Source organism: Bradyrhizobium sp. 613_E4_N2_2 (assembly GCF_052075995.1).
GTDB lineage: Bacteria > Pseudomonadota > Alphaproteobacteria > Rhizobiales > Xanthobacteraceae > Bradyrhizobium > Bradyrhizobium barranii.
This window is the reverse complement of sequence record NZ_CP197234.1, coordinates 7,330,381-7,347,702: the sequence shown is the minus strand read 5'-3', so window position 1 is coordinate 7,347,702 and position 17,322 is coordinate 7,330,381. Positions and strand designations below refer to the sequence as shown.

Genomic DNA, 17,322 nt, shown 5'->3' with positions numbered 1-17,322 from the left:
CGATGTCCGCCATTCCAGCCAACACGCTCACCGAGGCGATCGTCGCGATCGAGGATGTCTCGTCGCGGATCGAGGACGTCTTCGCGCGCGTCGGTCACGAGCTCGGTCGCGGCCACCTCATCTTCAAGGAACTGAACCAGGGCCTCGCGACGCTCTCGGAGGAACTCTCCGGCGCCGAGATCGAGGGCGCGGCCACCGCGCTACAGGAGATCGCCGCGCGGCTCAGCGAGCTGGCAGAGGCGCTGCCGTCCGAGAGCGCGCTGCTTGCGACCATCGGCACCAGCACGGCGGAGGCGTCCGCGCTGCTCAAGCCGCTGTTCAAGCATATCCAGATGATCACCATCATCGCGCGCAGCGCGCGGATCGAGGCGGCCTCGCTGGATGGCGATCGCGAGGGCTTTCTCGCCTTCACGCAGGAAGCCTACGATCTCGGCAAGGCGGTACAAGGTTCGATCGAGAGCTGCGCGCGGGACCAGCAGCGCCTGTCGGAGGCCGTTGCTACTGCCGCCGGTCGGCAGAAGGAGTTCGAGAGCCGTTATCGGAATCAATTGGTGTCGGAGAGCGCCGAGCTCGGCGCAGCCTATTCCGGATTGCGCGGCCAGCGCCGCGACAGCAGCCAGCTCGCCGACCTCGCGAGCACCAGCACCAGGAAGATCGCCGAGGCGGTTGGCGGCGCGATCATTTCCTTGCAGGCCGGCGACAGCACGCGCCAGCGCCTCGAACATGTCTGTCATGGCCTCGGCCAAGTGTCGGAAGCTGTGCCGGGCCTCGTTCCCGAACGGGGTGCGAGCGAGGACGGCGCGCGCGCGATCTGCCAGTTGCAGGCGGCCCTGCTCAGGGACGCCCAGCGCGAATTCGGCGGCGATATCGGCCAGATCGTTCGCGCGCTCACCGCCATCCTGCACGATGCGGGCAGTGTCGTCGGCCATGGCCGCACGCTGTTCGGCGGCGCGGATGGCGGCTCGTCATCGTTCCTGGCGCGCATCAAGCAGGCACTGGCACATGCCTCGACCCTGATCGCCACCTGCGAGAGCGCCGGCCGCTCGGTCGACGAGGCGCTCGCCATCGTCGAGGACACGCTGGCAAAGTTTCGCCAGGCGATCGCCGGGCTCGCCGAGGCCACCGTCGACATCACCCTGATCGGAATGAATGCCGGCCTCAAGGCAAGCCATCTGGGCAGCCGCGGCAGCGCTTTCGTCGTGATCGCCAACGAGCTCAAGGCGACCGCCGACCAGGTCTCTGTGGGCGCGGGGCGCTTGCGGCCCGTGCTCGACGGCATCGAGCGCTCTGCGAACGAGCTGAAGGAGCTCCGCGTCCGGGGCGATCCCACGCAGCTCGCCAAGTTCGAGCCGCAGATCCTCCAGGCGCTGCGCGAGGTCGAGGTCGGCAACGAACGGCTCGGCAAGCTGATGAGCCGGCTCGTCGATGAAGGCGCGGAATTCGAGGGCCTGATGAATTCGGCGCAAGGTCTGATGAGCTCGCTAGGCGAGAGCTCCGCAGCCTTGCCTGCGGTTGCTGCGCGGCTCGAGACCGCGAGCGCCGGCGCGCGGCGGCCGCAGCCGGAGGCGCAGGATCAGGCGATGCTCGATGATCTCTTCGCGCGCTACACGATGGAGCGCGAGCGGGACGTTCACCGGGAATTCCTGCAAACGCTTGGCCTTGCGTCGATCGCCGCCACGCGCCGCGTCGAAGCGGTCGAGACCGCGGATGACGGCATAGAGTTGTTCTGACGTTCGCCGCCGGCGTCGCGCGTCGGCGGCAATTCGACGGATTGGGTTTTCCGAGCATTAACCTTGCCCGAAGGGCTGGCCGTTAGGTCATTGTCGCGCCCCAGAGTTGGTCGCAAATACAGGGCGATCTTCACCTCGGAAAATTCCCCATGCTGAGAGACGGTAAATACGCTGCCTGGTTCAGGACCCCACGAGGTCAGGGCACCGGCATCGTGGATCTGGCCGAGGGCCGGATCTCGGGCCGCGACAGCTTCTTTACTTATGGTGGTTCCTACCGGGTCGATGAGCAGCACTTCTCGGCCGTCCTGACCGTGAACCGGCATGCTGACGGCCCGCTGAGCGTGTTTGGGCCCGATGAGGTCGAGGTCAAACTCTCGGGTGTGTGCAACGGCCTGGTGGCGAGCTGTTCGGGAACGGCCAAGGAAGCACCCGACGTGAAGTTCGAGGCGACGCTGATCTACAGCCAGGAAGATGCGCCGGCAACCGACGCCAAATGCGCGGTCGTGAAGCTCAACGCCGACAAGCTGCCCAAGGGCCTCGACAACCGTTCCCGGCCGCGTCATCCGTTCACGCCGCCCAAGGCGCCTGTGTCGTAGGGTGCGGGCTTTTAGCTTTGCATTGACGCTGTTGTCGCGAAATCACGGCGCGACTGGACTGCGGCAACACTAGTTTTAGAGGTGAAATCTAGGTTGGGGCCCATAACAAAAGGCGGACAGGGACATGCCTCAGATCTGGATGACATATGACGAACTCGCGACCCTCAGCGGCTGCAGCGCTGCCGAGGCCAGGATGCAGGCGCTGCATCTTTCGCTCGATCGCCGCAAGAGCCGCGACGGGAACACCCGCGTGAAGCTGAACCTCGCCTTGATGGCCCGGTTCTTCGAGACCGTTCGCGAAGCCGAATTCGACCTCGATGACGCGATCAGGGCGCTGCGCGATGCCCATCGGCAGATGTCCGGGGTTCTTTCGACCAGTCAGCCGAGCTTGCGGCGCGGAGTGGCGTAAGTTCTCGCGGCGCCGGTGGCCGCCTCAGGACGGCGGCCTCGGCAGGAATGCCAGGATGGTCTGGGCCAGAAGGACGCCGACGGTGCCGCCGGCGGCCTTTTGCAGTACATCGATGAATCGTGGATCACGATCCGGCGTCACGGCCTGCAAGACCTCTAACCCGACTGCGACGGCGACCACGAACGCGCAAGCCAGCTTGACGCGCCCCGGTAGCAGGAAGGACAGCAGGAAGCCCAACAGGCCGTAGGCGCTGAAGCGCTCAATCACGACGACCCAGTAGGCCTCCGCGTGGCCCATGAGTGCCGGCCGGCCCGCGAGCTTGGCCAGCGTCGCATAGACGATGAGCACGAGACAGATAACCGCGGCTGCGATGAGATGGTTGCGGCGCATTGCGCCAACATAGCCGGTCGACCGGCTGGCCGCTTTCGAAAGCCAAGAACATCGTTAAGGTTCACAAACCCTCGAGGGCATGAACCAAGGTTCACGGGCGAGCCGCGGAGCTGTGGCTACGGCCCAATCCGCATGCATTCACTTGACGTCAAACGTGGCGGTGCAGTCGCGATCTCACGCGGACGGCGCTGAGTTGGCGAGGGCAGGCATTCATCTGCCAGTTCTTCCGCCTGGTGACCCAAAGCCGGACTGCCAAGAACAGGATGTTGATGCCGAACCAGATCGACATCACGATAAGGAAAGAGCTTGCCATGACGGCTCCGCCTCCCGCTTTCTTTCGAAAGCAATGCGGAGCGCCGCCGAGAGTTCCGCCGTCAGGGGAACGGGCAGGCGATCGCACCTGCCCAAATTCTCGTCATCGACAAACCTGGCCTCCGGTCAAGCACAAAGCAACGCGCCTGACCGCATGACCAAGCCGTTCGCAGGGACCGACGTTCAGCGCCGATTGTAGGACCAGCCCTTGTCGACATTGGTCGGGTAGTGGGCTGCGAAGTACGGATTCTTGAGGCAGTTGCGCGCAGGATCGAAAATCCAGTCGGCGCATTCCCGGTAATTCAGGAATCGGCAATCGAAACCGAAGGCGCACCACGGCGCGCCGTTTGGAAATCCGAACCCCACGGGGACTTGCGCCGACGCTACTGAGGGCAAAGCCAGGAGCAGAGCTACGGCGAGCGCGCGGGACAACATGGTGCATTCCTCCAACAATCTATCAAACTGAGACCGAAGCCGGTCCGGCGACCGTTTTGCGCCGAAAAGGGACGATGTTCAATCTTCATCGTTGGATAGTCTAACATCCGGGTGCGGAGAGATCGAGAGTGCTGAAGCGATCGGCCCATGTCGACTGGCGGCTGCCATTCATCGATCGATGAGGCGGACACACCCGTCCATGACGTGTCGCGCGCGGCCGACGCTAGCCCTTCTTGGCGCCCTTGGATTTGAGCGACAGGCCGAGGCGCAAGGCCATACGCTTGATCGCATCGGGCGAGCGCCCGAGAAGTTTTGCTGCCTCTTCCAGCGAAGTCGAAGACTTGGCCAATTCCATCAGCCGGCGGTCTTCCTTGAACGACCAGGGCCTGCGCGCCATAACCGAAATCATCCTCTCGTCGAGACAAAGACAAAGCCGCCAAGCGGACCCACGTTCGCTCGACGGCTTTGCTTGGGTGGGGCCGGGCCTGGGGGAGCCCGGTGAGAAGATGGATATGCGATCCACTAAGGTTCGCAACAAACAACGCGGATTAAGCTAACTGCTCAACCTTACCGCGATGAAATCGGCGCGTTGCGCTCCGTATAACCACGGAGTTTCGCTAACCAAGATCGATCTGCACGCTGTGATGGTGGGGATCGAGGATGTTCTGCCACCACGTCCGGTTGTCGCAGAACCGGCGCACGGTCTTCGCAAGTCCGCACTCGAAATCCTCGCGGGGGGCGCCTGCCGATATCCGAGACCCGACTTCGCGTCTCGACGCTGCGGCAAGACTCAGCAGCTCCGCCAATCCGCGCGGACTGTTCTGATCAGCATGGAAGAAGTGCCGATCCCCGAGCCGTCGCCGAGCAGCCGTCGAAACAGCGACTGGTCCTGCCGCGTGGTGGTGGTGAGGATTCTCCTGACGTCGGCGAACGTCAGGATGGATCGCAGGCACGGGATCATCGGCTTGCCGAAGACAGGCAGGAGCTGCTCGGACGCCATGCTGGCGATGGAGGCGAGCAGGGAACTTGTTCCCTGCGCGCTCAATGTCCTCCAAGCTCAGGCGGCAATCTCCCCTTGATAATGGATGGCACGGCGTTGCGGCGTCAGCACTTGTGCGCGATTAGGAATTAGATGCTTCGGGATCACGACATTGTTTGCTTCGAAATCACGACGTCGATTCGAGCGATCAACTTGAATTGAATCGGCGCCGGTTGGTCGCAACGGCTTCGAACGAGAAAAAATCCAATCGCGATGCATGCGGCAGCGGTTTGACGAGCAGTATTATGCTTCTCTCGGTTGAGTCGTCACGAGATCGTCGAATTCGTTCGGCTATGGTGCGCGCGCACGAACAAATCAAAATCAACAAAATCAAGAAGACCGAGATGCTTCAAAAGGCGCGAGCGGCACTTCCTCTCACCAAGCTCAGAGAGCGGGCGTTTGAAGGCGCGTTCTTCAGCGTTGCGCTGATCGCGATGGCGGGCTGGGTGTATTTCATCACGCTGTTGCTGGTGCGATTGTTCCTCTGGTTTTTCGGCTGACGCACGAGCCGATCACTTCGCATGCAGGGTGCTGCCCAAAAAATCCCTGGCATGACGAGAAAATCAGCGGCGGTGATCATGATCTCGACACAACTCGAGGATGAGACTGCCAGTATCACTGGAACGAATTACGAATGATGCTGCTCGCGATCCTGGTCTCGCTCCTCGCTGGCTTTGGCGCAGGCTATGCGACACGCGCGCTGCGGCCCCGCGAGCGCGCGGAGCGTCATCCGTTCCACCGTCCCTACAGTCCCACCGCGTTCCGGCAGAACAGTTCATTGGCGAGGGCGCGGCGTGCATTCTGAGGATTTACAACCGGCGTGCGGTTCTCGCGTTGCGGCTCGCATGGCGGTGGAGGGGGGTGAATCATGACGGGATTTCGGGGAGACGCCATGACGAGCCCGACGTACAACGCGCCACGGCGGTATTTCGTCGATGGGGGAGGTCGCCGCGTCCTGATCGGCCTGACGCCCGAGGAGACGTTCGAGTTCGAGCGGCTCGACAGCGAGCAGGCGCAGGTCGCGCCCGATGCCGGCGAGCGGCGCAGGCTCGAGCTCTATGAGAAGCACGAGGGGGCCTGGAGGGCCTGGATGGCGCAAAGCCGCACCGAACGGCGCGAAGGATTCAACCTTTATTAACCATCGCAGGCCCATTTTCTGGTCTGGCGCCTCGAACCGGAAAATGCACGCATGTTTCAGCTCTTCCTGCGGGCCCGCACCCATAACTTCCTGAAAGACCGTTTCGGCGGAGAGCAGGTGTTCCGCGCGCGCTCGCCCGAGCGCGACGCCGAAACCGATCGCACCCGCATCGAAGCCATCATGGTTGCGATCGATGACGCCCTGCATGCGGCGGAGCGCGAGCAGTCAGGTCTCAACCGCCGGGTCGAGGACGTGCTGGCGCGCGCCGCCGTGACGATCGGCAACGGCGACGACGAATACCTCGAGCGCGAGGCGCTCGACAATCACCACCAGGACCTGTTCGACAAGGAAATCCTGAACGGCCAGCGCCGGCTCAAGGAGCTCGGCGCCTCGATCGCCCATTTCAAGTTCCTGAAGGCGGCGATGCTGAGCCGTTTCCCGGACTACCGGCCTCCGGCGAGCCCCACCAACTGACGCCTGGTACGGCGCGCGAGCGAGACCGCTAGATCGCGAGCATGCTGTTGCCCTGAATGGACAGCAGCGTCAGGTTTCCGGTGGCGTAGGCCCCGGTATCGATGTTGGCCCGGTTCTCGAGCAGCTCGGCCTGCTTCACCGGCGTATGGCCGTGCACGACGTATTTGCCGAAGCGCCTATTGCTTTGCAGGAACTCGTCCCTGATCCACAACAGGTCCTGCTCGCGCTGCTCGGAGAGCGGAATTCCCGGACGCACCCCTGCATGGACGAAGAAGAAGTCGCCGCATGTGAAGGTCGGCCGCAACTGGCGCAGGAACGCGATGTGCTCCGGCGGCATCACGGATGTGAGCTCGCGAACCAGATCGGGCAACTCGTCCTTGCCAAGGCCGGGCGCGGCCGATACGCCGTACGACATCAGGGTCTGGAGCCCGCCGAACTGAAACCATTCGGCGGCGCGGGCGGGATCTTCCAGCACCGAGGTGAAATAGGCCTCGTGATTGCCCTTGAGAAAGACGGTGTTGCGGCGGCGGCTGCGGTTGATCAGGAGATCGAGGGTATGACGCGAGTCCGGTCCGCGATCGATGTAGTCGCCGAGGAAGACCTCGATCGCGCGATACGGCCGGCTGTTCGCCATGTCCGCATCGATCACGGCGAACATCTGCTCGAGCAGATGGGCGCAGCCGTGGATATCGCTGATCGCATAGATGCGCACGCCGTTCGGTAGCTTCGGCCGGGGCGAATTTCGGGGCGCAATCATGGACATGGGGTGCAACTCTTTCAAAGAGCTTCGCCCGGGATGTCAATATGCTATCGGCGAATTTGGGTGTCCGAGCAGGTTTTTTTCTACCCCTGCCGGCAAGCCTGCGCCTGCTCGATCATTCACCAGCGTTGCGAATCACCCGTCCCCAAGCTTGCGCGAGGCTGGCCGAGTTGCCGCTGTCGAACGATGGTGCGGCCTTGCCGCGATAGGCGGCCTCTCGCGCGCGGACCAGAACCGCGCCGCAGAAATAGCCAAGCTGGAGCACCGACGCGAAAACGAGGATCGTCACAACGATGTGAGCTGAATCATGTCCCCGCCAGGCGGAGCCCGCACCGAGGATCGTGGCGCCGAGAACGATGGCGGGCGGCAGGATGAAGATTCGGAATCGGCCTCCCAGCAACGATCCGATCAGCAGACTGAAAATGGCAACCGTACTCACGACGCAACTCCTCGAATTGGTCACGAGTGTTAATGGCCGCGGCCTAATAACGGCTTAAGCGGCATGGTTGAACAGCCGTTCAAATGCGCGCGACAATGCTGTGCGAAAATGACGCGATTTGGTGTGAAACGCGGCGTGATGCCTGCTTAATTGTCACGCGTGTGACAGTAGTTTGAGCATTGTTTTGCTGCGACGCTGCATTGCATGAAAATCGATTTGATTTTTTCGGTGCACTGCCGCAATGTCGCTTTGTTTAGTTAAGATATACTTCGGCGCACATCGAAAAAATTAGATCGATTTGCTCGCAATTCTGATTGCGAGTGGTGACGAGGCAGCGAGGTTCGGATGGCTGTAGCAACTTACGGTTCGGAAAACTATTATTCGGTTATCTCGAACCGACGCGGTGCCCTCCAAAGACCCCTGCAAGTGGCTTTGATCGCCGGAGACTTCGTCGCCGTACTGCTCAGCTATTTCGTGGCGAGCGGCCTGTATCGCGTGCTCGTGATCGAGCAGGACTCATCCGTCGGAGCAGGCCTGGTCGTCGGCGCGGTGTTCGTGACCATCGCTTACTTCCAGGGCGTCTACGATCACCATCGTCTGCTGAACACGGTCTGGCAGCTGCGCAAGGCCCTGGCGGTCTGGCTGATCTCGCTCACTATTCTCGCCGTCGAGGCGTTCCTGCTCAAATCGTCCGCGGACCTGTCGCGCGGAACCACGCTGCTGTTCGCCGCGACCGGCGGCGTCGCCTTGGGCGGTCTGCGCGTGCTGTGGCGCCTGGCGCTGACCTCGAGCTACGCCAAGGGCCGTCTGGTGGACCGCAAGGTCGTGCTGCTCAGCCTCAAGCCTCTCGATTTCACCTCGACCCGGTTCAAGGATCTGCGCAAGCACGGCTTCAACGTCGTGCGACATTTCGTGCTCGATCCGTCTGAAGAGGGCGCGGGCTGGGATCACGAGATTCGCGACATCACCCGTCAAGCGCGCACGGCGGATGTGGAAGAATATCTCCTGGTCATCGACTGGGACGAGATGCCGCTTCTCCAGAAGCTGAGCCAGCATCTGCGCGTTGTCCCCCAGCCGATCCGTCTTCTGCCGGATTTCCCGATCGCCGATCTGGTCTCGCGTCCGTTCCAGCCCGTCAGCGGCACGGTCGCGATCGAGATCCAGCGCGCGCCGCTCAGCGTGTTCGAGCAGGCGCAGAAGCGCTGCCTCGACATCGGCCTTGCCTCGTTCGCGCTTCTGCTGCTGGCGCCGCTGCTGATCACGGCTGCGATCATGATCAAGCTCGATTCCAAGGGCAAAGTGATCTTCAAGCAGGCCCGGCGCGGCTTCAACGGCAAGCAATTCGATATCTGGAAGTTCCGCTCGATGACGGTGGCGGAGAACGGTCATGTGGTCACGCAGGCGACGAAGAGCGACGCGCGGGTGACCCGTGTCGGCCGTGCGCTGCGGCGGACCAGCATCGACGAACTGCCGCAGCTCTGGAACGTTCTGCGCGGCGAGATGTCGCTGGTCGGGCCGCGCCCGCATGCGCTCGCGCACGACAATTACTACGATCCGATCATCAGCAACTACGTGTACCGGCATCACATGAAGCCGGGCCTGACCGGTTGGGCCCAGGTCAACGGCTTCCGCGGCGAGACGCCGACCATCGATCTGATGGAAAAGCGGGTCGAATACGACATCTGGTACGTCAGCAATTGGAGCATCTGGCTCGACTTCAGGATCATCCTGAAGACCGCGCTGGCGCTGATTCATCAGGAAGCCTACTGAGCCAGGCCGACGTCGGGCGCGCGTTGCCGCGCCCGACCCGCACGCCGCCCGTGCAGAGGGGAAACGGCCTGCATTTTGCAGCATGTGATTCGTTGCTGCCCCTTTGACGATTTGCCCCCCCCAAAAAACGCCGAGCCTTGCAGATTGAGCCATCGCCTCGCCAAGTTCGTCGCCTTGCCGTTGCTCGTCACCTGGGCGATCGCTGCCGCCTGTTCTCATGCGAACGCGTTGGAGTGGGGGGTCGGCGGACCGCCGCAAAAGCGCAGGGATCTCGCGCCGATCTTTCAGCTCATGAGGGAGCGCGGGCTCACGCAATACAGGACCGGTCTCAATCTGACGCAAGATGCCGAGCCGGGCGAAGCCGCGATGTTCCGGCAAACCATTGCGCTTGCCAGAAAATACTCGATCACGCTTCACCCTTTGGTCAACTTCCCTTTCCGCTACGGTGACCGCACCGACAAGGGGCGGTACCCCAAAGGAGACCGGGACGCGCTCTACAGGCAGGGCTACGACCGCACCTACGCGTTCGTCCGGCAATTCAAGGACGATGTGTCCGACTGGGAGCTTGAGAACGAGATCAACCTGTTCGCGGTCGATTCCGACGGGAAGAAGCTGTTCGGGCGCGGCATGACCGCGGCAGACTTCGAAATGCCGGTGATGGAAGACTGGGCCCAGGTGTTGCACGGCGCGTCCGATGCCATCGACCAGATCAACCGCGAGACCGGAAGTCGTCTGCGCAAGGTGCTGAACACGACGTCGACGATGCTGGGCTTCCTCGACTTCATGGAGTCCCGGGGCGTGAAATACGACGTGATCTCCTACCACTATTACGAGGTGGCGGGGCAGAATCCGCATCGGCACTGGAATGGACGCAATCCGCCCTTCGACCTCTTCAAGAAGCTGGCGTCCTATCACCGCCCGGTGACGTTCAACGAGGTCAATTGCGCCGAGATCTACAAGCCGGCCTATGGAAATCGGCCTGGCGATCCCCTGACGGAGCAATGCCTCCGGTCACTGCGGGACACCTTCCAATATCTGAAGAACCAGAAAGACGTCGAGATCGAGAGCGTGATGGTCTACGAGCTGTTCGACGAGCCGCAGAAGAAGCCGCCGGAGAACAGGTTTGGGTTGATGTACGAGATCGACAGGCCCAAGGTTGCGCTCTTCCTTCTTTCGGAATTTGCCGGCGGCCGCCTGTCGGCTGAAGAATCGACTGAGTTGAGAACCAGGGGACTGTAGCTTTCGGTCTCCGTGCGAAGAAAAGAACCTGCAATGCCTTTACCTGGATCTGAGCGCGTCAACACCGAGAAGTCGGGCAGCATCTTGGGATTCAACGGGCTGCGCGGTCTCTCGGTCGTCCTGGTCTATCTCAATCACAAGTGCGGACTGCAGTTCTACTCGGGCAGCGTCGGCGTCTGGATATTCTTCATCCTGAGCGGCTTCCTGATCATCGGCGAGCTCAACAGGCAGCGAGGCAAGGTCGGGACGGCCGCATCCCGGCCCGCGGCGGAAATCGTCACCTTCTGGGTCAAGCGGGCGACGCGCATCTTTCCCGCATATTATGCGCTTCTCGCCATCCTGTTCCTGACCCGGTCCTATTTTCAGCACGCGGGGCCCGATCTCGGCTTCCGCTATCACGTCGTGTACCTGTCCAACTACTGGATCGGCAGCGTCATCGGCGGGACCGCTGGTCCCTTCGGCGTGCTCTGGACGCTCTCGGTCGAGCAGCAGTTCTACGTGATCGCGCCCTTCCTGTTCATCCTGCTTCCTCTGGAGCGCCATTTCGTCACCTGCATGAGCGTCGTCGTTCTCGGTGTGATCAGCCATTTCCTGATGTATTCGTCGGGCTTCAATCACACGGCCATCCATACCCTGTCGCCGTGGAATTTCAGCCTCATCGCGTTTGGCGGCGCGCTGACGATCTTGCATCTCCAGAGACGGGAATGGGCTCCGAACGGCAACGGCACGTTCGTCTGCCTTCTCATCGTCGGGTTCATGCTGTGCTCGAACGGCGTGATTTACGACGCCCCTTCGTATCTTTCCCCCGCGATCGACATTGCGATCGGGCTGTGCCTGGTCGCGCTGATCTGGTGGGTTCGCGCCAACCAGGACAGTATCTTTGTTCAAGCGCTGGAGTGGAAGCCGCTCGAGCATCTCGGGAAGATCAGCTACGGCTTCTATCTCGTTCACAACTTCATCCCGAACCCGCTCGGCAAGGCGCTCACGCTCTATGGCGGGATGTCGGTGCCCGACAGCGTGAAGATTACCGCGGGCGCAGCCATCGGCTTCGTCATCTCGTACGCTGTCGCGCATGTGTCCTGGAAGTACTTCGAATCGCCGATCCTGCGCAGCCGTCGCGGCCTGACCAAATTCTTCCTGCAATACCTGCCCGAAAATCCCTCGCAGGGCGTGCCGCGAACCGAGCTGAAATAGCCTAGCGGCTCATCCGAAAGCCATCGCCATCGACTGGATAACAGCGATGGCGAATTCGCAGGCCCTTCTCCGCGACGAAATGCGAGAACAATTCCCGATCGGCTTCGGGCGCGGTGCAGGTACGTTCGAGCAGAGCGACGCGCGCCTCGGCGCCGGCCGCCTGATAGAACGTAGCTGCGCTTGGGAACAGGCGGGCCTGGAAGATATCGGCGAAGTCCTGGGTGGCGTAATCCCTGAGCTCGGGCGAGGCCGCATTGAAGGCGCGAAGCGCCAGTGGCGCGCGGATGAGTTGGAGCCAGGCCTCGTGTGGCGCGAAGCGATAGGAAAGACTCAGCAGTTCCGCTGTTCGCGGCCCAAAGCCGGCCTGGCGAATTTCGGCCCAGTAGCTGCCGAACCAGCCCAGTGCTTCAGTCGGCGCGCATGCCAGCAAGGCACGGCTCGTCGACGCGACGGCGTCTGCATCGAGATCGATCTGCTTCAGGTCGCCTGCGCGTGTCGATTCGTCGGCGATTGCGAGCTGGAGCAGCAGGAGCTCGCGCAGCGTCTTGGCGCTGCATAGGCGACGGGCGGATGGCAAATTGTCCGATACGATCCGTCTCAGGCGATCGACTTCATATCGCTCGCCGCGCGCGACGCGTCCTGCAATCTGCGGAACCGCGGGATTGGTCACATCCGGGGCGATAGCCGCGATCCACGCCAGCGCGGCTGCGGCAAGCGCGATGGTCGAGCCGCGCAGAAGCCAGCGATAGGCGATCCCCGTTGCCTGTGCCGCCGGCTCGGTGGCGCTAGGCTCCCTCGACATAGTAGCTGTTGTAGTGCGAGCCCTTATACGCCTCGATCCTCTTGAGCATCTTCGGATTGGCGCGATTGAGCACGGCGCCCAGAAGCTTCTTCTGAATGCCTTCGGAGCTCGCCATCGACTCCTGGAGCGCGTTGCGGGTCGTACGGCCCCACTCGATGACGTAAACCATCGCATCGACGAGATGGCTGACAGCCTTGGCGTCGGTGACCGGCATCACCGGCGCCAGATCGATGACGATGTATTCGTATTCCTCTCGCACCACTGCAAGCAGGTCAGCCATCGCCTTGGAGGCGATGACATCTGCCGAGTTCACCATGCGCGATGCGACGACGGAGGGCAGGAAGTCGAGCCCGCTCTCCTTGCTGCGCTGGATATGATAGCCGAACGAGCGCGGATCCTTGAGGGCTTCGACCAGGCCGGTCTTGGAATGGGGGGCCAGCGCCCTGGTCAGCGAGCGGGTATGGAGGTCGCCGTCGATCAGTAGCGTGCGATGTCCGGTCAACGCGGTCAGATGACCGAAATTGGCGGCAACCGTCGTTTTTCCCTCTTTCGGCAAGGACGACAGGATTCCAATGATCTTGACCTCGCGCGACAGGCGCGCGACGTCGATTGACACCTTGATGTTCCGCAGCGTCTCCGCGAACCGCGAGAACGGGTGCTCGACGACGTAGCTGGATATGTTTCCTTCCGGATGATCTGCCGAAGCCCTCGCCGCGCGGATGTCGGGAAGAACGCCGAGGCATTTCACCCCGAGCTGATCCTCGACGTCGCTCGGAGATCGCAGCACGTCGCTCATCAGTTCCTTCGTGAAGGCCGCCCCGAAGCCGAAACAGAGACCGCCGAGCAGGCCGCCGACCAGCGCCAGCAGCGTCTTGGGCGAGCTCTTCTTGTCGGGTTTGACCGCCGTGCCGATGATGCGCGCTTCGCTGATCGGGAAGCTCTGGTTCTGCGTTGCGTTCTGCAGCTTCTCGAGGAAGTTGTTGTAGAGGTTACGATAAGTATCCGCCGCGCTTTCGAGGTCGCGCAGCTTGACCTGCGCCTGACTCGTGCTGCCGGCCTGGGATACGAGATTCTTGAGATTCTCCTCAAGCGCCGTCTCGCGGCTCTTGGCGATCTCGTACTCGCTGCGATATGCGTCCGCGATACGACGGACCTCGTCCGCGATCGCCTTGCGCAGCTCTTCCATTCGGTTGGCGAGGTTGACGGCCGCCTGGTGGGTCTTGCCGTAACGGCTCGACCAGTCGGCATATTGCGCCGCCAGGTCGAGATATTGGGCGCGCAGGCGCGTGATCACCGTGTTGTTGAGTGCGTCCGTCACGGTCGGCTGCACGAGATCCTTGTCGAGCAGCGCCTCGATCCGGTCGAGGCGGGCCTTGGCCTCGGCGGTCGCGGCATGAGCGGCAATAAGCTGAGAGTTGACGTCCGCAAGCTGTTGCTCGCTCATCAGACCCCGGCTGGTGCCCACGATGTTGTTTTGCGCCTTGAACGTCTGCACGGCGCGGTCGCTCGCCGTCGCCTGTTCACGCAGCTCGGCGCTGCGTTGCTGGAGCCACTCGCCGGCGCGCTTGGTCGACTGATATTTCGCCTCCAGCGCGCCTACGATGTAGGCGTCCGCAATCGCGTTGGCGATCTGCGCAGCCTTGTTCGGATCGATCGAACGGTAGTTCATCGAGAGGACATAGGTCGTCAGCACGCGCTCGACCTTAAGGTTCTTCTGGAGAAGCTCGACCGCGCCGCGCTCGACCCGCTCTTTGCTCGGAGGACCGTCCGACCCGAACATCGAGATGACCTTGCCGATGACCAGCGGAATCAACCCGGGATCCGAGCCGTTGAACTCCGGATCCTCGGTGAGCTTCAGGCGACGGACGATCGACAGGAGGAGGTCGTCAGACTGGAGAATCTCGACCTGGCTGTCGACGAAGCCCGGGTCGATCAGCGCGTTGGCGGTTCCGCTGTCCTTGTCCAGTACCTGGGTTTGGCGTGTGTCCATCAGGATGCGCGCATTTGCCGTGTACATCGGCGTTGCCACGATCAGGTAGACGAGAACGATCGCGAGCGTACCGGCCACGATGGCGACGATCAGCGGCCATTGGCGGCGTACGATGTCCAGAGCGCGCTCGGCGCTGAGCGTCGTGCCACCGACCTCGATGGCATATCTCGGGCGTTGCGGAAACTGATCTCGTGGCTGAAACATCTCTGGGAATCTTGAGGTTGTCACTCGGGAAGGGGAACGGGTTTGAACGGGTCGGCGAGTTCGGTCTTCCACTCACCCGACATCAGACCGGCGCTTGCACCCGGACCCGCCGGTGCATTGCTGGCCGTGGCGGGAGCCGGGCTTCCCGGAACGGGCGCAGCCGCTGCGTCCTGATCCGTGAGATATCCTTTGAGGACGGACCCGTCGTGCAGCTTGGCAACGAATTCGCTGATCCGGCGCGCGACGTCGGGCTTGGTCGCGATGCAGCGCTCTTCGGCACGGTGAAGCCCGGCGCCGATTGCGACACGGTCGGCCTGGCTCGCCTGGCGCAGCATGTCCCGAACCGGATCGAGCGCGGCTATGTCGGTCACCAGCAATCCGGTGAGCCGGCCCGAAAGCTTGTCCCTGTCGTTCTTCGACTGTCGCAACAAAACCGAGGGGTCCGAGACGAATGCGCTGACCGCGGACGACGGCGCTCGTTCGGCGCGATCGACGCATTGAGCCTGTGCCGGCGCCGACAGCGTCGCAGACACGGCAACGGCGATCACTGCCGCGATCCGTAAAACCGGCAGGGAGCCACGCAACAAGCTATCGAGTTTGATTAGGATCGCGCTCATATCTCGTTGCAAACTAGCGATGACGTATGGATTTAGGCCCTAGGTCCTTGATGACCCAAAACTATGTCAAATTCTTGTGCGGCGCAAAATATAAACCAGTACGGACCAAATTGCCATCCTTGCCCGCTCTGCATCCCCGTTTCGCATGAACGAAATTCTTGCTGCGATCAGGCGCGGATTCGGCGAATGGTTGCGCGCGCTCGTATGCGATAAGCATGAATTTTAGGCAAGCACCATGCCAAGGCAAAGGCGCGAGGGACGGTCTGGCAGACCATCGCCTCGCGCCTGTCGCAACCTGCGATTGAGGGCGGTAGAGCGAAACTTCGCGCGGTCTATTCGGAGGTCCGCAACATCGCGAGACGCGTGGCGCGCAGGCGCTCGCCATTCTCGTTGATCGCGACCCAGAAGCGCGGATTTCCGCCGGACTGCATCGAGATCCACTCGTAATCCGCGGCGTTCCAGGGGCGCACCGAAGCGGAAAGATTGTCCAGGACGAAGTCGCCGTCGGCAAGTCGCGCCACGAGCACGAGATGGCCCTGGCCGCCATTTGTCAGGACCACTGCGAGGCGCAGTGCCGACTTGGGCCAGCCCATCTCGATCAGTTGATGACGCTTGGTGACCGCGTAGTCGTTGCAATCGCCGGCGGACGGCGAAAGGCTCCAGCGCGCCACCATCGGATTGGTCGATTTCTGCATCGGTGTGATCGACGCGTTGACCGAGCTGTTCACCTCGCGCAGCATGCTCATCGCCCGGTCGCCCGAAGGCAGTGTCCGGTCGGCGGCGTCGCTCGCGCATTCGCCGTCGTTGTTCATGCAGAACTTGACGAATTGCAGCGGCGCGAGCGCATTGTCGTACTCGCGGATGAACGCGCTCTTCGCCTGATTGAGCGAACTGTCGTTCAACATCTCGGCCTTGGCGGCGGTGCCGGTCGACGCGATCCCGATCGCGACCAGCGATTTGATAATCCAGCTCATGACATCCCCGTCTCGCGTTTTCTTTTTTGACGCTACGGGTATCTCACAAACGATTTGAGCTTTGGTTCCGCGGAAATTTACAATTGTAGCTAAATAGGCCGGTCACGGGACCGGCCTGGGAGGGGTGGTTAACGGTTCCAGCCGTCAGCGCGACGGGCTTACCGAGGTCAGAACGGCGGTCGACGTCGCCGCAAACAGCGTCTGCGTCTGTGACGCCGCACCGGGCCCGCTCTGGTTCACGACCGTGGGTGCGGTCGAGCTTGCTCCGCCACCGCGTGCCTCCGCCGCGGTCGAACCAGGTCCGCCGCCGGCTGTGGTCTCGCCCGTCGGATCGGCGCCGTTGGTCGCTTCGGTCGGGATATCGCCGGTGATGCTGGTGAACGATTGGATCAGGTCGGGATTCTCGGTCTTGAGAACCGCCTCCTGGATCAGCTGGGCAACGCCGGGCTGCGACAGGACGCAAACCGAAGCGGCGGTGCCGAGACCAGCGCCGATGGCGCGGCTTTGATCGGTGCTGCTGGCCTTCGCCAGCGAGACAATGCCATCGACTGTCTCGGGACGCGCGGTCAGGAGGTCGCGCACAGCCGAGGCGAGGCCGCCTTGTCCGTCCTTGAACTGGTCGAGCAGCCCGCCGGGATTGGCCAGAAAGTCGGTGGCGCGCTCGGCTGAAACAACGCCCGTGTTGGCAACGCAGCCCGAGCTGACGCCCGTTGCGCCGAATGCTGCCGGCATTCCGGCGAAAATTGCCAGCGCTCCGACGATCACGGTGAAGCGCCTACCAGAATTCCAGCTCATTGCCCTGCCCACTTC

General features: G+C 62.4%; 21 protein-coding genes. 10 read left to right on the top strand and 11 right to left on the bottom strand.

What is annotated here, in order from left to right; all coding sequences use genetic code 11:
- The first annotated feature begins 2 nt into the window (after window positions 1-2).
- The 3 genes from AB7290_RS34765 (at window position 3) to AB7290_RS34755 (ending at window position 2,735) form a co-directional block, all read left to right on the top strand.
- Complete coding sequence (locus AB7290_RS34765; RefSeq protein ID WP_354079009.1) at window positions 3-1,730, top strand: chemotaxis protein; 1,728 nt, start codon at window positions 3-5, stop codon at window positions 1,728-1,730.
- Window positions 1,731-1,879: 149 nt separating this feature from the next.
- Window positions 1,880-2,326: a hypothetical protein gene (locus AB7290_RS34760; protein WP_085402149.1), complete on the top strand. Its 447-nt coding sequence runs from the start codon at window positions 1,880-1,882 to the stop codon at window positions 2,324-2,326.
- A gap of 124 nt (window positions 2,327-2,450) precedes the next feature.
- Window positions 2,451-2,735, top strand: coding sequence for a hypothetical protein (locus AB7290_RS34755; protein WP_085402148.1), 285 nt, complete (start codon window positions 2,451-2,453; stop codon window positions 2,733-2,735).
- Between the two features lie 24 nt (window positions 2,736-2,759).
- Here the strand turns inward: AB7290_RS34755 and AB7290_RS34750 are convergent, their stop codons facing one another.
- The 4 genes from AB7290_RS34750 to AB7290_RS34735 form a co-directional block, all read right to left on the bottom strand.
- A complete protein-coding gene (locus AB7290_RS34750) occupies window positions 2,760-3,125 on the bottom strand; it encodes a VanZ family protein (RefSeq protein ID WP_028150366.1) in 366 nt (121 codons plus the stop codon).
- Between the two features lie 495 nt (window positions 3,126-3,620).
- Window positions 3,621-3,872, bottom strand: coding sequence for a hypothetical protein (locus AB7290_RS34745; RefSeq protein WP_014497530.1), 252 nt, complete (start codon window positions 3,870-3,872; stop codon window positions 3,621-3,623).
- Between the two features lie 223 nt (window positions 3,873-4,095).
- Complete coding sequence (locus AB7290_RS34740) at window positions 4,096-4,269, bottom strand: hypothetical protein (protein ID WP_166103634.1); 174 nt, start codon at window positions 4,267-4,269, stop codon at window positions 4,096-4,098.
- 393 nt (window positions 4,270-4,662) lie between these two features.
- Entirely contained in the window at window positions 4,663-4,917 is a 255-nt protein-coding gene (locus AB7290_RS34735) for a hypothetical protein (protein WP_085402146.1), read from the bottom strand.
- 239 nt (window positions 4,918-5,156) lie between these two features.
- Between AB7290_RS34735 and AB7290_RS34730 the strand changes: the two genes are divergently transcribed.
- The 4 genes from AB7290_RS34730 to AB7290_RS34715 all read left to right on the top strand — a co-directional run bounded on the left by AB7290_RS34730 (window position 5,157) and on the right by AB7290_RS34715 (window position 6,523).
- Window positions 5,157-5,411 carry a hypothetical protein gene (locus AB7290_RS34730; RefSeq protein WP_201266198.1) on the top strand — a complete coding sequence of 85 codons (255 nt, stop codon included), beginning with the start codon at window positions 5,157-5,159 and terminating at the stop codon, window positions 5,409-5,411.
- 134 nt (window positions 5,412-5,545) lie between these two features.
- On the top strand, window positions 5,546-5,716 hold the full coding sequence (locus AB7290_RS34725; RefSeq protein ID WP_162136531.1) for a hypothetical protein: 171 nt from the start codon (window positions 5,546-5,548) through the stop codon (window positions 5,714-5,716).
- Window positions 5,717-5,803: 87 nt separating this feature from the next.
- Window positions 5,804-6,049 carry a hypothetical protein gene (locus tag AB7290_RS34720; protein WP_039146277.1) on the top strand — a complete coding sequence of 82 codons (246 nt, stop codon included), beginning with the start codon at window positions 5,804-5,806 and terminating at the stop codon, window positions 6,047-6,049.
- A gap of 51 nt (window positions 6,050-6,100) precedes the next feature.
- A complete protein-coding gene (locus AB7290_RS34715; RefSeq protein ID WP_028150369.1) occupies window positions 6,101-6,523 on the top strand; it encodes a hypothetical protein in 423 nt (140 codons plus the stop codon).
- 28 nt (window positions 6,524-6,551) lie between these two features.
- Here AB7290_RS34715 and AB7290_RS34710 read toward each other — a convergent pair whose 3' ends face one another.
- On the bottom strand, window positions 6,552-7,286 hold the full coding sequence (locus AB7290_RS34710) for a metallophosphoesterase family protein (RefSeq protein ID WP_028154250.1): 735 nt from the start codon (window positions 7,284-7,286) through the stop codon (window positions 6,552-6,554).
- 112 nt (window positions 7,287-7,398) lie between these two features.
- Window positions 7,399-7,722 carry a hypothetical protein gene (locus AB7290_RS34705; protein ID WP_085402145.1) on the bottom strand — a complete coding sequence of 108 codons (324 nt, stop codon included), beginning with the start codon at window positions 7,720-7,722 and terminating at the stop codon, window positions 7,399-7,401.
- 345 nt (window positions 7,723-8,067) lie between these two features.
- On the opposite strand from AB7290_RS34705, the gene AB7290_RS34700 reads away from it, so the two are divergent.
- The 3 genes from AB7290_RS34700 (at window position 8,068) to AB7290_RS34690 (ending at window position 11,925) form a co-directional block, all read left to right on the top strand.
- Window positions 8,068-9,492 carry an undecaprenyl-phosphate glucose phosphotransferase gene (locus tag AB7290_RS34700; protein ID WP_085402144.1) on the top strand — a complete coding sequence of 475 codons (1,425 nt, stop codon included), beginning with the start codon at window positions 8,068-8,070 and terminating at the stop codon, window positions 9,490-9,492.
- Window positions 9,493-9,636: 144 nt separating this feature from the next.
- A complete protein-coding gene (locus tag AB7290_RS34695; protein WP_085402143.1) occupies window positions 9,637-10,731 on the top strand; it encodes a hypothetical protein in 1,095 nt (364 codons plus the stop codon).
- 33 nt (window positions 10,732-10,764) lie between these two features.
- On the top strand, window positions 10,765-11,925 hold the full coding sequence (locus tag AB7290_RS34690) for an acyltransferase family protein (RefSeq protein WP_085402142.1): 1,161 nt from the start codon (window positions 10,765-10,767) through the stop codon (window positions 11,923-11,925).
- A 1-nt stretch (window position 11,926) separates the two neighbouring features.
- Here the strand turns inward: AB7290_RS34690 and AB7290_RS34685 are convergent, their stop codons facing one another.
- The 5 genes from AB7290_RS34685 to AB7290_RS34665 all read right to left on the bottom strand — a co-directional run bounded on the left by AB7290_RS34685 (window position 11,927) and on the right by AB7290_RS34665 (window position 17,307).
- Window positions 11,927-12,727 carry a hypothetical protein gene (locus AB7290_RS34685; RefSeq protein WP_085402141.1) on the bottom strand — a complete coding sequence of 267 codons (801 nt, stop codon included), beginning with the start codon at window positions 12,725-12,727 and terminating at the stop codon, window positions 11,927-11,929.
- On the bottom strand, window positions 12,711-14,921 hold the full coding sequence (locus tag AB7290_RS34680; protein WP_085402140.1) for a GNVR domain-containing protein: 2,211 nt from the start codon (window positions 14,919-14,921) through the stop codon (window positions 12,711-12,713). The genes AB7290_RS34685 and AB7290_RS34680 overlap by 17 nt, the downstream gene beginning before the upstream one ends.
- Before the next feature lie 20 nt (window positions 14,922-14,941).
- A complete protein-coding gene (locus AB7290_RS34675) occupies window positions 14,942-15,469 on the bottom strand; it encodes a hypothetical protein (RefSeq protein WP_245328480.1) in 528 nt (175 codons plus the stop codon).
- Window positions 15,470-15,870: 401 nt separating this feature from the next.
- Window positions 15,871-16,512, bottom strand: a complete 642-nt coding sequence (locus AB7290_RS34670; protein ID WP_085402139.1) for a transglutaminase-like cysteine peptidase — start codon at window positions 16,510-16,512, stop codon at window positions 15,871-15,873.
- A 144-nt stretch (window positions 16,513-16,656) separates the two neighbouring features.
- A complete protein-coding gene (locus AB7290_RS34665; protein ID WP_071916260.1) occupies window positions 16,657-17,307 on the bottom strand; it encodes a hypothetical protein in 651 nt (216 codons plus the stop codon).
- Window positions 17,308-17,322 lie beyond the last annotated feature (15 nt).

Excerpts from the sequence above, each read along its gene's own strand:
- AB7290_RS34765 (WP_354079009.1), top strand. The coding sequence starts at position 3 with ATGTCCGCCATTCCAGCCAACACGCTCACCGAGGCGATCGTCGCGATC.
- AB7290_RS34760 (WP_085402149.1), top strand. The coding sequence starts at position 1,880 with ATGCTGAGAGACGGTAAATACGCTGCCTGGTTCAGGACCCCACGAGGT.
- AB7290_RS34755 (WP_085402148.1), top strand. The coding sequence starts at position 2,451 with ATGCCTCAGATCTGGATGACATATGACGAACTCGCGACCCTCAGCGGC.
- AB7290_RS34750 (WP_028150366.1), bottom strand. The coding sequence starts at position 3,125 with ATGCGCCGCAACCATCTCATCGCAGCCGCGGTTATCTGTCTCGTGCTC.
- AB7290_RS34745 (WP_014497530.1), bottom strand. The coding sequence starts at position 3,872 with ATGTTGTCCCGCGCGCTCGCCGTAGCTCTGCTCCTGGCTTTGCCCTCA.
- AB7290_RS34740 (WP_166103634.1), bottom strand. The coding sequence starts at position 4,269 with ATGGCGCGCAGGCCCTGGTCGTTCAAGGAAGACCGCCGGCTGATGGAA.
- AB7290_RS34730 (WP_201266198.1), top strand. The coding sequence starts at position 5,157 with ATGCTTCTCTCGGTTGAGTCGTCACGAGATCGTCGAATTCGTTCGGCT.
- AB7290_RS34725 (WP_162136531.1), top strand. The coding sequence starts at position 5,546 with ATGATGCTGCTCGCGATCCTGGTCTCGCTCCTCGCTGGCTTTGGCGCA.
- AB7290_RS34720 (WP_039146277.1), top strand. The coding sequence starts at position 5,804 with ATGACGAGCCCGACGTACAACGCGCCACGGCGGTATTTCGTCGATGGG.
- AB7290_RS34715 (WP_028150369.1), top strand. The coding sequence starts at position 6,101 with ATGTTTCAGCTCTTCCTGCGGGCCCGCACCCATAACTTCCTGAAAGAC.
- AB7290_RS34710 (WP_028154250.1), bottom strand. The coding sequence starts at position 7,286 with ATGTCCATGATTGCGCCCCGAAATTCGCCCCGGCCGAAGCTACCGAAC.
- AB7290_RS34700 (WP_085402144.1), top strand. The coding sequence starts at position 8,068 with ATGGCTGTAGCAACTTACGGTTCGGAAAACTATTATTCGGTTATCTCG.
- AB7290_RS34690 (WP_085402142.1), top strand. The coding sequence starts at position 10,765 with ATGCCTTTACCTGGATCTGAGCGCGTCAACACCGAGAAGTCGGGCAGC.
- AB7290_RS34685 (WP_085402141.1), bottom strand. The coding sequence starts at position 12,727 with ATGTCGAGGGAGCCTAGCGCCACCGAGCCGGCGGCACAGGCAACGGGG.
- AB7290_RS34680 (WP_085402140.1), bottom strand. The coding sequence starts at position 14,921 with ATGTTTCAGCCACGAGATCAGTTTCCGCAACGCCCGAGATATGCCATC.
- AB7290_RS34670 (WP_085402139.1), bottom strand. The coding sequence starts at position 16,512 with ATGAGCTGGATTATCAAATCGCTGGTCGCGATCGGGATCGCGTCGACC.
- AB7290_RS34665 (WP_071916260.1), bottom strand. The coding sequence starts at position 17,307 with ATGAGCTGGAATTCTGGTAGGCGCTTCACCGTGATCGTCGGAGCGCTG.